This is a genomic window from Bradyrhizobium ingae (genome assembly GCF_055791185.1).
The window spans coordinates 264,284-277,032 of record NZ_JBVUBB010000008.1 but is presented as its reverse complement, the minus strand read 5'-3'; the positions used below and the strand labels follow the sequence as shown (position 1 = coordinate 277,032).

General features: G+C 64.1%; 12 protein-coding genes. 9 read left to right on the top strand and 3 right to left on the bottom strand.

The annotated features are described in order from the left end of the window. The first annotated feature begins 219 nt into the window (after positions 1–219). The 4 genes from carA (at position 220) to ACV1FX_RS15600 (ending at position 3,036) form a co-directional block, all read left to right on the top strand. Positions 220–1,410 (top strand): glutamine-hydrolyzing carbamoyl-phosphate synthase small subunit, encoded by a 1,191-nt coding sequence (gene carA / locus ACV1FX_RS15615; RefSeq protein ID WP_473118434.1) that lies wholly within the window; start codon positions 220–222, stop codon positions 1,408–1,410. Positions 1,411–1,568: 158 nt separating this feature from the next. After that, the gene (locus ACV1FX_RS15610) at positions 1,569–2,093 is read left to right on the top strand and encodes a hypothetical protein (RefSeq protein WP_473118433.1); all 525 of its coding nucleotides are present in this window, start codon (positions 1,569–1,571) and stop codon (positions 2,091–2,093) included. 55 nt (positions 2,094–2,148) lie between these two features. Next, complete coding sequence (locus ACV1FX_RS15605; RefSeq protein WP_473118432.1) at positions 2,149–2,574, top strand: YeeE/YedE family protein; 426 nt, start codon at positions 2,149–2,151, stop codon at positions 2,572–2,574. A gap of 9 nt (positions 2,575–2,583) precedes the next feature. Next, entirely contained in the window at positions 2,584–3,036 is a 453-nt protein-coding gene (locus ACV1FX_RS15600; RefSeq protein ID WP_473118431.1) for a DUF6691 family protein, read from the top strand. Between the two features lie 53 nt (positions 3,037–3,089). Here ACV1FX_RS15600 and ACV1FX_RS15595 read toward each other — a convergent pair whose 3' ends face one another. Next, positions 3,090–4,082 (bottom strand): helix-turn-helix domain-containing protein, encoded by a 993-nt coding sequence (locus ACV1FX_RS15595; protein WP_473118430.1) that lies wholly within the window; start codon positions 4,080–4,082, stop codon positions 3,090–3,092. Positions 4,083–4,260: 178 nt separating this feature from the next. Here ACV1FX_RS15595 and ACV1FX_RS15590 point away from each other — a divergent pair, with 178 nt between their 5' ends. Beyond that, a complete protein-coding gene (locus tag ACV1FX_RS15590) occupies positions 4,261–5,037 on the top strand; it encodes an outer membrane protein (RefSeq protein WP_473118429.1) in 777 nt (258 codons plus the stop codon). 6 nt (positions 5,038–5,043) lie between these two features. Here the strand turns inward: ACV1FX_RS15590 and ACV1FX_RS15585 are convergent, their stop codons facing one another. After that, positions 5,044–5,574, bottom strand: coding sequence for a Dps family protein (locus ACV1FX_RS15585; RefSeq protein ID WP_473118428.1), 531 nt, complete (start codon positions 5,572–5,574; stop codon positions 5,044–5,046). 113 nt (positions 5,575–5,687) lie between these two features. On the opposite strand from ACV1FX_RS15585, the gene ACV1FX_RS15580 reads away from it, so the two are divergent. Continuing rightward, positions 5,688–6,392, top strand: coding sequence for a class I SAM-dependent methyltransferase (locus ACV1FX_RS15580; protein ID WP_473118427.1), 705 nt, complete (start codon positions 5,688–5,690; stop codon positions 6,390–6,392). Positions 6,393–6,743: 351 nt separating this feature from the next. Here ACV1FX_RS15580 and ACV1FX_RS15575 read toward each other — a convergent pair whose 3' ends face one another. Continuing rightward, the gene (locus ACV1FX_RS15575) at positions 6,744–7,121 is read right to left on the bottom strand and encodes an ArsR/SmtB family transcription factor (RefSeq protein ID WP_473118426.1); all 378 of its coding nucleotides are present in this window, start codon (positions 7,119–7,121) and stop codon (positions 6,744–6,746) included. 109 nt (positions 7,122–7,230) lie between these two features. Between ACV1FX_RS15575 and ACV1FX_RS15570 the strand changes: the two genes are divergently transcribed. From ACV1FX_RS15570 to greA, 3 genes are all read left to right on the top strand, one after another. Next, positions 7,231–8,400, top strand: a complete 1,170-nt coding sequence (locus tag ACV1FX_RS15570) for an MFS transporter (protein ID WP_473118425.1) — start codon at positions 7,231–7,233, stop codon at positions 8,398–8,400. Between the two features lie 142 nt (positions 8,401–8,542). After that, positions 8,543–12,007 (top strand): carbamoyl-phosphate synthase large subunit, encoded by a 3,465-nt coding sequence (gene carB / locus ACV1FX_RS15565; RefSeq protein ID WP_473118424.1) that lies wholly within the window; start codon positions 8,543–8,545, stop codon positions 12,005–12,007. A 207-nt stretch (positions 12,008–12,214) separates the two neighbouring features. After that, entirely contained in the window at positions 12,215–12,688 is a 474-nt protein-coding gene (greA, locus tag ACV1FX_RS15560) for a transcription elongation factor GreA (protein ID WP_027525218.1), read from the top strand. The last annotated feature ends 61 nt before the right edge of the window (positions 12,689–12,749 follow it).

Below are 12,749 nucleotides of genomic sequence, written 5' to 3'. Positions count from 1 at the left end.
CATTGTGTCGCGCCTGATTTAGGCCGTTCGCGCCGGGGAGGCCAGACCGGAAGATATGAGGTTTCGGTCCATTATTCCCCCAGCCGGCGCCAATTTGGCGCAAAATTGCGGTTCGCACTCCCCCCTGGCCGCGGAGGCCTGTCAAACATGCAAAAACGCATGTGAATCCGCGCTTCTTCGCTTTGACGGCAGCGCCGCGCCGGACTATGTAGCGGGCTCATGACACAATCCGAAAACGATCCCGCCTGGCCGGACCATAAACCGACCGCGCTCCTGGTGCTTGCCGATGGCACGGTGCTCGAAGGCTTTGGCCTCGGCGCCGAAGGACACGCCGTCGGCGAGGTCTGCTTCAACACGGCAATGACCGGCTATGAGGAGATCCTGACCGATCCCTCCTATGCCGGGCAGCTCATCACCTTCACCTTCCCGCATATCGGCAATGTCGGGACCAACGAGGAAGACATCGAGACGGTGAACATGGCCGCGACGCCCGGCGCGCGCGGCGTAATCCTGCGCACCGCCATCACCGATCCCTCGAACTATCGCGCCACCCGCCATCTCGACCAGTGGCTGAAGGCACGCGGCATCATCGGCCTGTCCGGCATCGACACGCGCGCGCTGACCGCGCTGATCCGCACCAAGGGCATGCCGAACGCCGTGATCGCTCACGCGAAGAATGGCGAGTTCGACCTGCACGGCCTGAAGGAAGAGGCGCGCGAATGGCCGGGCCTCGAGGGCATGGACCTCGTGCCGATGGTCACCTCCGGCCAGCGCTTCACCTGGGACGAGATGCCCTGGGAATGGAATAAGGGTTTCAGCCACCAGGAGAATCCGACTTACAACGTCGTTGCCATCGACTACGGCATCAAGCGCAATATTCTGCGCCTGCTCGCCGGCGTCGGCTGCAAGGTGACGGTGGTGCCGGCGACGACGTCCGCCGATGACATCCTGGCGATGAAGCCGGATGGCGTGTTCCTGTCGAACGGACCCGGCGATCCGGCCGCGACCGGCAAATATGCCGTGCCGGTGATCAGGGACGTGATCAAATCGGGCACACCGACCTTCGGCATCTGCCTTGGCCATCAGATGCTCGGCCTTGCCGTCGGCGCCAAGACCAAGAAGATGCATCAGGGCCATCACGGCGCCAACCATCCCGTGAAGGACGAGACCACGGGCAAGGTCGAGATCACCTCGATGAACCACGGCTTTGCCGTGGACGAGAAGACACTGCCAAAGGGCGCGACGCAGACCCACGTGTCACTGTTCGACGGCTCCAATTGCGGCATCCAGCTCGACGGCAAGCCGGTATTCTCGGTGCAGTACCACCCCGAGGCCTCGCCGGGCCCGCGCGATTCGCACTATCTGTTCCAGCGCTTTGCCGATCTGATGCGCGAGAGAAAACGGGCGTAAGCCCTTCGCACAATCGCTGCCACGACATCATGCCCGGGCTGGTCCCGGGCATCTTTGTTCCGCCATTCCTCGGCGCACGAAGCGCGAGCCCGGAATGACGAGGGAACGTCAATTCACACGGGTCGTTGAACCCTGCTATCCCAATGCAGGAGCCCGCGATGTCCGTCGTCCACGACAATGCCGAGCCGCTGGCGATCGTCTTCGAAGACGACGGTCTCGTGCCGAACAACATCCTGCCGTTCCTGGTCTATCAGGGCGCGGTCAAGCTCGATCCCAAGCGTCCCGAAGAAACCATCGAAAGCCTGTTCGCGGCGAACGGGTGGGGCGGCATGTGGCGCAACGGCGTGTACGATTATCTTCACTATCATTCGACCGTGCATGAGGTGCTCGGCGTTGCGCGCGGCCACGCCCGCGTGCGCTTCGGCGGCGATCACGGCCAGGAGCTCGAGATTTCCGCCGGGGACGTTGCGATCCTGCCGGCCGGCACCGGCCATCAGCGGCTCTCCGCGAGCAACGATTTCTGCGTGGTCGGCGCCTATCCACCCGGTTCGAAGATGGAAGTCACGCGCCCAACGCCGGAGAACCACGCCAAGGCGCTGAAGACGATTCCGAAGGTCGCGGTGCCGAAGACCGACCCGGTGATGGGCGCGAACGGGCCGCTGGTGCGGCTGTGGCAGCGGTGAGCGATCGGGCGTAGAATTACGCCCGGATTGTTCGCGACGTGACGAGGAAGCACCCATGGCCACGACCTTCACGCCGATCGCCGCGCTGATCGGCGGCGCACTGATCGGTCTCTCCGCGGTGATGCTGATGGCGGTCAGCGGCCGGATCGCCGGCGTCAGCGGCATCGCGGCGCGGCTGTTGCCGCCGGTGATCGATCGCGACTGGACGGGCCGCCTCGCGTTCCTCGCCGGTCTCGTCGCCGCGCCCATGCTTTGGCGGCTCGGGACCGGCGCGCTGCCGCCGCAGGCGATCGCGGCGGGCGGCATCATGCTCGCCATTGCAGGCTTCCTGGTCGGCTTCGGCTCGGTCTGGGGCAATGGCTGCACCTCGGGCCACGGCGTTTGCGGCATCTCGCGGCTGTCGGTGCGCTCCATCGTCGCAACGCTCACCTTCATGGCCACGGGCGTTGCGACCACCTTCGTCGTCCGGCACCTGTTCTGAGGCGCGCACATGTCGATCCTGATCCAGTTCATCATCGGTCTCTTGTTCGGCGGCGGCCTCCTGATTTCCGGCATGGCCAATCCAGCCAAGGTCCTCAACTTTCTCGATCTCGCAGCCATCGCTGATGGCACGTGGGATCCGAGCCTGATGTTCGTGATGCTTGGCGCGGTGGCGACCGCCTTCATCGGCTTCCGCCTGGTGCTGAAGCGGCCGCGGCCGCTGCTCGCCGACAGCTTTCAGCTGCCGACGAAAGCCGATCTCGACCAGCGCATCATCGCCGGTCCCGCGATCTTCGGCATCGGCTGGGGCCTTGCCGGCTTCTGTCCGGGCCCGGCCTTCGCCGCACTCGGCTACGGCACGCGCGCGTCCATGCTGTTCATGATCGCGATGCTGGTCGGCATGGCCGCCGCACGCATGCTCGCCGAGCGACAGCCGACGCTTGCGACGCCATCCTACGAGTGAAAGACAGCGGAGCAATCGTCACGGGCTGTCACGAACCAATCAGCCACGCGTCGCTACCTCTCGATGTCAGAGGCCGACATCGCGGCCTTGCGGACATCGGACGGCGTCGCGCCGTGGAGGCGGCGAAACGTCCGATTGAAATATGACAGGTCGCTGAAGCCCGCCTCATAGGCGATCTGCGTGATATTCAGTCGCTTATATCGTCGGTCGGTCAACATGCGAAGGGCCTTCGCCAATCGTTGGGCAAGGACGAAGGCCGAGAACGAACTGCCGCCCTGCTCGAACAACCTGCGCAAATGACGCGGTGAAATTCCCTGGTTTGCCGCGATCATGCCGGCCGACAGGTCGTGGCGGTCGAGCGCCAACGTGATGTCCGCCCGGATCGCGCTCAAGCGGACGTCCCCCTCGCTGCGTCGCCTTGCGGCGTCCGCGCGATCCCCCCGCGCGCCGATCGCGAGCGCTGCGAGGTCCGTGATGTGGGCGGACATACTGTCGGCAAGTTGCGGCGACACGAGATCGCCGCTGGCCTGCAACAGTTCGACATATCGGCCCAGCAGCCGAAGTGCGGCATTGCCGGCCGGAATGGATCGGCCCAATGTCGACGAGAAATGCGGGACGATCGCAGCGATCAGCGGCCGCGACAGCGCCAATGTGATGAAGCTGCCGCGGTTGTGCAGGGTGCTTGTCGAGGCATCAGTTGAGGTCAGCAGACAGGCGCTGCCGACCCCAATGGCCGTCTCCTTGCCGAACTGCGTGACGGTGGCCGATCCGCTGCGCAGCATCGAGAGAACGATGCTATCCCTGCCCCTGCCCGCCAGCGCCCGTGTGACCTGGTAATGCGCCGCAGAGCGCGAGCCAACGGCGATTCCGACGCCCGGCAACGAATGAAACGTCACGTCGGCGTGGAACGGCCTATTGCCAATCGGCTCGATGTCGAAATTGCCGATGTTGCGCCCGTAGATCTCGCGCCACATCGCGAGGCGCTTGTCTTGAGGAAACTCCTGCGTCGAAATGTGGACGGGCCGGAACGGCGCCGTATCAGTCAAATCCCTCTCCTGCGATCGATGGTTGTTCCGTTGGGTCGACAGCCAACCGAATTTGGTTCGAACAATCCGTTGGTTGCCGTCTGGTCCGGATTGGCAGGGCCGCACAGTCCAAGCTGAGCGGCCCTCGCGCCCCTAATGATCGGACATGAATCCATTTTCGGAGGAATAAGGGGTGGGCATGATCGCAAATCGTATGGTCGCAGCGCTGGCTCTGGCCGGCGTCATTGGCGTTGAAGCCGAGGCATTTTCCGCCGATCTGCCGCCGGGGGCGCTGGTGACCAAGGCGCCTGCCAGTGTCGCCTACCGCTGGACCGGTTGTTATGTCGGCGCCAATGTCGGCGGCGGCTCCGGCCGTACGAGCTTCACCGACGTGAGGCCGCACCTTGCATCGCCGCTCGATCTCGGTAGCGAGCGCACCAGCGGCGCGCTCGGCGGCGGTCAGGTCGGTTGCGATTATCAGGCGGGCGGCTGGGTGTTCGGCGTTCAGGGCCTGTACGACGCCGCCGACCTGAAAGGCAGCCATCAGTTCGTCCCCGGACCGGCTCATCCGCTATTTCCCAATGTCTACGATCTCAGCTCGCGAATGTCGTGGTTCGCAACGGCGACCGCACGCATCGGCTACGCCATTCAGCCGCAACTCCTGATCTATGCCAAGGGCGGCGCCGCCTGGACGCAATCGACCGTTGACTATGCCGTTAACGGGATGGGCATCACCAGTCCATATGCGGGGGCCGGATCGCACGCCGGCTGGACGGCGGGAGGCGGGATCGAATACCTGCTCGCGCCGAACTGGTCAGTGTTCGCCGAGTACAACTATCTGGATTTCGGATCGACGACGCCCACTCTGCAAGGTACCGGAGCGGCGACTGGCTTCACGACGCCGATCCAGCTGACCCGCCGGATCGACACCGCGATGTTCGGCGTCAACTACCGCTTCGGTCCGTTGGGGCCGTAGCGGTGCCTACGCCGCGTTGCTGCCTTCCTGGCGGCTTGCCTCGAACAGGAACCAGGTGCGGCGCTCGGTCTCATCGATGAAGACTTCGAGCAGGCTGGCGCTGGCGACATCGCCGGCATCGTCGCAGACCTCGTGGGCTTTGCGCATGGCGGCTGCGACATGCTTGTTGTCCTGCATCAGCTCGCGCAGCATCTCGCGCGGCGGGACGTAATCCTCATCATTGTCCTTGATGGTCTTGAGCTTGGCGACCTGGCCGATCGACTTCAGCGTGGCGCCGCCGATCTTGCGGACGCGCTCGGCGAGCTGATCGGTGGTGGCGAAGATCGCGTCCGACTGCTCGTCCAACAGCAGGTGGTAATCGCGAAAATGCCGGCCACTGATGTGCCAGTGGAAATTCTTGGTCTTCAGGTACAGCGCGAAGGCATCGGCAAGCAACACGTTGAGCGCTTCCGAAACCTTGTCGACCGAGCCGGGCGCCAGATCGGTCGGGGTGTCGAGATCGGACGAGATCTTATGGTTATCAGGCTTTTTGCTCACGGGAGACCTTCCTGTTAGGACGCGGACATTGACGGCGTGCCGTCGCACCCCTAACGCAGGCGAGCACGCGCGGTTCCTGGGCCGGAACCGTTTTGCCGGGACCTTCGAAGACCATGAACGATTGGATCGACTATTACGACTCCACGCACACGATCTATGTCAGCAAGCTGCATCGCGATTTGCACTTCCAGATCATCGCGCGGGACATCATCGGCTATATCTCCTCGCCCGATGCGACGGTGCTGGATTATGCCTGCGGCGAGGCGCTGTCGGCGAGCGAGGTGGCGAATGCCTGCGGCAAGCTGATCCTGGCAGAGCCCGCACCGGGGGTGCGCGGCCGTCTGATCGCGCGCTTTGCGCCGAACACCAAGATCCGCGTCCGCTCGCTTGAAGACGTGCGCAAGATGGCCGAACAATCCATCGATCTCTTGGTGATGAACTCGGTCGTCCAATACATGACGCCGGCGGAACTGGATTCCGCGTTCATTGTGATCCGCCGGCTCCTGAAACCTTCAGGCAAGCTCGTGCTCGGCGATATCCTCCAGCCCGACGTCGGCATGTTCAGGGACGTGCTGGCCCTTCTTAGTTTTGGCGCGCGTCACGGCTTTCTGAAGGATGCGCTGGTCGGACTGGTCTCGACCGCGCTGTCCGACTACCGCCACCTGCGCTCGCGCATCGGACTGCAGCGCTACAGCGAGGACGAGATCACCGCCAAGCTCGCGGCCGCGGGATTTTCGGTGCAGCGCGCGCACACCAATATCGGCCACAACCGCTGGCGCATGACCTTCATCGCGCGGCCACCCTTTGCACGCGGTTAGGGTTAATCGGGAGTGCCGGTAGCCTGCCCGACTGCGATCGGTAATGATCCAGTCGGCCCGGTGGCGGAAGCGTCAACGCGAGGGCGGTGCATCGCTCTTTATCCTGGTTCAAATCCAGGCCGGGTCTCCAGCCTTCGCTGGCTCCGCCAGCTTCGGCTCGGCAAGCCCCATCGTAGCGAAGGCTGCCGCGACGAAGCCCGAAGGGCGAAGGCGGGCACGCTTCGACAGACCGCGCCAAATTCAGAATCTCGAAAACACCCCATGCACAGTAGCCGGCGACTTCCGATGCCTCGCTGGATTTTGCGAAGGTTTTGACTCGTCGGGCAAATTGGGCGCTCTCGCGCGATCGGCTCAATTTTGGTCCGCGTCAACCACCTCACATTCGGACAGAAGCTGCAGCCGATCGGCATCCTTGGCGGCCGAGTTGATCACGGCATCGAGCAGGCCCGGGAAGCGCGCTTCCAGATCTTCGCGGCGCAGCCGCATGAAGCGGCTGGTCCCCACCACACGGGTCTGCATCAGCCCGCATTCGCGCAGCTTGGCGAAGTGATAGGCGAGGTTCGACTTGGCTCCCAGGCCACTGAAATCGCCGCAGCGCAATTCGCTGCTGACACGTTCCTGCTGGGCAAGCTGATAGACGATCGCCAGCCGGATCGGATCGCTCAGGCAATCGAGGACCATCGGCAGCTCGATCTGCTCGCGGGTGGGGTGCAACGGCGTGCGGCTCATGGCTGAATCATAGCATCGCGAAAGCTATGTTCAATAGTTCTTGAACCAATTGACATGATAACACCGGCGATCAATAGTTCAATAAACATTGAACAATGGGATCTTTCTAATGAGCGTATTCTGGCTGGCCCTGGCGGCCTTCGCGATCGGCACGGAAGCCTTTGTCATAGCTGGGCTTTTACCGTCGATCGCCGCTGACCTTTCGATTTCTGTCTCGGCCGCCGGCCAGTTGGTCACCGCCTACGCCCTCACCTATGCGGTCGGCTCCCCGATCCTCGCTGTGGTCCTCAACAACATCGACCGCCGCACGGTGCTGGTGCTCGCGCTGTCGACCTTCATCGCCGGAAACCTCGCGGCGATAGTGGCTTCGAACTACGCCCTGCTGCTGGCCTCGCGCATGCTGATGGCGCTTGGCTCGGGACTGTGCATGCCGACGGCGCTCGCGGTGTCCGTGGCAGTCGCCTCGCCGGAGCGGCGCGGGCGTGCCGTGGCGCTCGTGACCTCGGGCCTGACGGTCGCGACCGTCATCGGCGTTCCTCTCGGCAATCTCGTCGGCAGCTTGCTCGGCTGGCGCGCGACCTTCGCCATGGTCGCCCTGATCAGCGGGGTGGCGCTCGCAGGTCTCCTGTTCGGCCTGCCCCGCGGCCTGCCGCGGAACACGGCCTCGCTGGCCGATCGGCTGGCGGTAGCGCGTCACGGCAATATCTTGATCGCCCTTCTGATCACGATTTTATGGGCGCTCGGCGGTTTCACCCTGTTTACCTATTTTGCGGTTCCGCTGCACGGCCTCGGCTTCGATGCCTCGCAAATCAGCCTTGCGCTGCTGGTGTTCGGCGGCGCGGCTGCGATCGGGAATATGCTCGGTGGGGTCTTGGCCGACCGGCTCGGCACGATCGCCACCGCAGCCCTCGGGCTTGCCGGCATGGCGAGTGCGCTGATCCTGCATTCGCTGGTCCTGAAGCTGCTGCCCGGACAGGCGCATTACGCGGTACTGGGCGCGATCTTCCTCTGGGGCCTTTCGGGCTGGGCGTTCTATCCGGCTCAGGTCGCCAGCATCATCCGGATCGAGCCTCAGGCCTCCATGATCGCGCTCTCGCTCAATGCCTCGGCGATGTATCTCGGGTTCGCCATCGGCGGGGCTCTGGGCGGCGCGGTGCTCGCGACCCTGTCGCCGACCGATCTCGGCTGGATCGGCGGATCGAGCGTTGCGGCCTCGCTTCTGGTGCATCTTGCCCGCGGCTGGCAGGCGCGGCCAAAACCCGTGAAAATTGCCGGTTGATGGGCATTTTTCGGGGTTTCGCCGCCCCGAAAACTGGTCTAAGACCCACCCGCGCGCGAGGGAAACCCGCGCTCTCGGCTAAAGGGGACGCGCGGCAAGCGCGCCCTTTTTTTGTGCCCAAAAATCCAGCCCGCGAGCGGTGATGCCCAAACGAACCGACATCTCGACCATCCTGATCATCGGCGCCGGTCCCATCGTGATCGGACAGGCCTGCGAATTCGACTATTCGGGCACTCAGGCGGTCAAGACGCTGAAGGAAGAGGGCTATCGGATCGTCCTGGTCAATTCCAATCCGGCGACGATCATGACCGACCCGGAGCTGGCGGATGCGACCTATATCGAGCCGATTACGCCTGAAATCGTCGCCAAGATCATCGAGAAAGAGCGCCACGTCACGCCGGGCGGCTTCGCGCTGCTGCCGACCATGGGCGGCCAGACCGCGCTGAACTGCGCGCTGAGCCTGCGCCAGCAGGGCACGCTGGAGAAGTTCGACGTCGAGATGATCGGCGCGACAGCCGACGCCATCGACAAGGCCGAGGATCGCCAGCTGTTCCGCGAGGCCATGACCAAGATCGGGCTCGAGACGCCGAAGTCGCGGCTCGCCAATGCCTCGGCGCTGAAGAAATCCTTCCGCGACAAATATCACGCCGAGCGCGACAGGCTGACCGGCGTGGCGCGCGAAGAATGCGAGCGGCAATGGACGCTCGGCGAGAGCGATCGCCGCAAGCGCTACCAGGAATACGCGATGGGCCAGGCGATGATGGCGCTGTCCGAGATCGGCCTGCCCGCGATCATCCGTCCCTCCTTCACCATGGGCGGCACCGGCGGCGGCATCGCCTACAACAAGGAAGAGTTCCTCGACATCATCGAGCGCGGCCTTGATGCGTCTCCGACCAACGAAGTGCTGATCGAAGAATCCGTGCTCGGCTGGAAAGAGTACGAGATGGAGGTGGTGCGCGACAAGAAGGACAATTGCATCATCGTCTGCTCGATCGAGAACCTCGATCCGATGGGCGTGCACACCGGCGATTCCATCACGGTGGCGCCGGCGCTGACCTTGACGGACAAGGAATACCAGATCATGCGCGACGCCTCGCTGGCGGTGCTGCGCGAGATCGGGGTGGAGACCGGCGGCTCGAACGTGCAGTTCGGCCTCAATCCGGCCGACGGCCGCATGGTCGTGATCGAGATGAATCCGCGTGTGTCGCGATCGTCGGCGCTGGCCTCGAAGGCCACCGGCTTCCCGATCGCCAAGGTCGCAGCCAAGCTCGCGATCGGCTACACGCTCGATGAGATCGCCAACGACATCACCGGCGGCGCGACGCCGGCTTCGTTCGAGCCGACGATCGACTACGTGGTGACCAAGATCCCGCGTTTCGCCTTCGAGAAATTCCCCGGTGCCTCCCACACGCTGACGACCTCGATGAAGTCGGTCGGCGAGGTCATGGCGATCGGCCGTACCTTCCAGGAGAGCCTGCAAAAGGCGCTGCGCGGTCTCGAGACTGGCCTCACCGGCCTCGACGAGATCGAGATCGAGGGGCTCGGCCAGGGCGACGACAAGAACGCGATCCGCGCCGCGCTGGGCACACCGACGCCGAACCGGTTGCTCCAGGTGGCGCAGGCGATGCGGCTCGGCTGGTCCAACGAGGAGATCTTCAACTCCTGCAAGATCGATCCCTGGTTCCTCGCCGAGATGCGCTGCATCGTCGACATGGAGGAGAAGGTCCGCAAAAACGGCCTGCCGCAAAATGCCTTCGGCATGCGCACTCTGAAAGCCATGGGGTTTTCGGACGCGCGTCTGGCGGTGCTCTCGGAGAGCACGGAAGCCGATGTGACGGCAAAACGTCATGCGCTCGGCGTCCGTCCGGCATTCAAGCGCATCGACACCTGCGCCGCCGAGTTCGCCTCACCCACCGCCTATATGTATTCGACCTACGAGGCCCCGTTCGCGGGCGCAGTTGCGGACGAAAGCGAGCCGTCGGACCGCAAGAAGGTCATCATCCTCGGCGGCGGTCCGAACCGCATCGGCCAGGGCATCGAGTTCGACTATTGCTGCTGCCACGCCTGCTTCGCGCTGCATGATGCCGGCTACGAATCCATCATGGTCAACTGCAACCCGGAGACGGTGTCGACCGACTACGACACTGCCGACCGGCTCTATTTCGAACCGCTCACGGCCGAGGACGTGCTGGAGATCATCGCGACCGAGCGCAGCAAGGGCACGCTGCACGGCGTGATCGTGCAGTTCGGCGGCCAGACCCCGCTGAAGCTCGCCCGTGCACTGGAGGCCGCCGAAGTGCCGATCCTCGGCACCTCGCCCGACGCCATCGACCTCGCCGAAGACCGCGACCGCTTCAAGCGCGTGCTCGACAAGCTTCGTCTCAAGCAGCCGAAGAACGGCATCGCCTATTCGGTCGAGCAGGCGCGGCTCGTCTCCGCCGATCTCGGCCTGCCGCTGGTGGTGCGCCCGTCCTACGTGCTCGGCGGCCGCGCGATGCAGATCATTCGCGAGGAGAACCAGCTCAACGACTACCTGCTCGGCACGCTGCCGGAGCTGGTGCCCGCCGACGTCAAGGCGCGCTACCCCAACGACAAGACCGGGCAGATCAACACCGTGCTCGGCAAGAACCCGCTGCTGTTCGATCGATATCTCTCCGACGCCACCGAGGTCGACGTCGACTGCCTCTGCGACGGCAAGGACGTCTTCATCGTCGGCATCATGGAGCACATCGAGGAAGCCGGCATCCACTCCGGCGATAGCGCCTGCTCGCTGCCGCCCTACTCTCTCGATGCCCAGATGATCGAGGAGCTGGAGCGGCAGACCCGCGAGCTCGCGCTCGGCCTCGACGTCGTCGGCTTGATGAACGTGCAATACGCCATCAAGGACGGCGACATCTACGTGCTCGAGGTCAATCCGCGCGCCTCGCGCACCGTGCCGTTCGTCGCCAAGGTGATCGGCACGCCGGTCGCCAAGATAGCCGCCCGCATCATGGCCGGCGAGAAGCTCGCCGACTTCAAGCTGAAGAAGGCCCAGCTCAAGCATGTCGGCGTCAAGGAATCGGTATTCCCCTTCGCCCGCTTCCCCGGCGTCGACACGGTGCTCGGCCCCGAGATGCGCTCGACCGGCGAGGTCATGGGCATCGACCGCTCCTTCGAGGTCGCGTTCGCCAAGAGCCAGCTTGGCGGCGGCACTCGCGTGCCACGCAAGGGCACGGTGTTCGTCTCGGTGCGAGACAGCGACAAGAACCGCATCGCGGAGGCGGTGCGGCTGTTGCAGTCCGTCGGCTTCAAGGTGCTGGCGACTTCGGGCACCCAGCGCTTCCTGGCCGATCAGGGCATTCCGACCGAAAAGGTGAACAAGGTGTTGGAGGGCCGGCCGCACATCGTCGACGCCATCACCAATGGCGACATCCAGCTCGTCTTCAACACCACGGAAGGTCCGCAGGCCCTTGCCGACAGCCGTTCGCTGCGGCGCGCGGCCCTCTTGCATAAAGTGCCGTATTACACCACTCTTTCCGGGGCCGTGGCGGCCGCGCAGGGCATCCGCGCTTATCTGGGCGGGGACCTTGAGGTTCGCACCCTGCAGAGCTACTTTTCGGAAACCTGATTGCTAGCGGGGGCGAGGCCCGCGCTAAGTGATTGGCAATGAAGCTACAATGGCCGGAGGAACTGTCCGGCCATGTGGTTGTTCTGTTCCGGCGCCAGCCCCACATAATGTTCCGGTGGCCGCGTGTTCAGCCCCGGAATCACCGACGAATCAAGGTTGCTGCGCGCTCCGTTTTGTGGGGCGCGCCGCCGAAGGACGAGAGAAGAGATGGAAAAGGTTCCGATGACTTCGGCCGGATTTGCCGCGCTCGGAGAAGAATTGAAGCATCGCCAGTCCGTGGATCGGCCGCGGATCATCGAACATATCGCCGAGGCGCGCTCCCACGGAGACCTGTCGGAAAACGCGGAATATCATGCCGCGAAGGAAGAGCAGTCCCACAATGAGGGACGCATCGCCGAGCTCGAGGACAAGCTTGCGCGCGCCGACATCATCGACATCTCGAAACTGTCCGGCGACACCATCAAGTTCGGCGCCACTGTGACGCTGGTCGACGAGGACACCGAGAAGAAGACGGTGTGGCAGATCGTCGGCGAGGTCGAAGCCGACGCCAAGAAGGGTCGCATCTCGATCACCTCACCGCTCGCCCGCGCGCTGATCGGCAAGAAGAAGGGCGCCTCCGTCGAGGTCAACACGCCCGGCGGCGCCAAGGCCTACGAGATCACCAAGGTCGAGTGGCGGTAATCCGTGCCGCACGCCCCGAGTGAAAAAGCCGCGCACCCTGCGCGGCTTTTTTGTCTCTCGG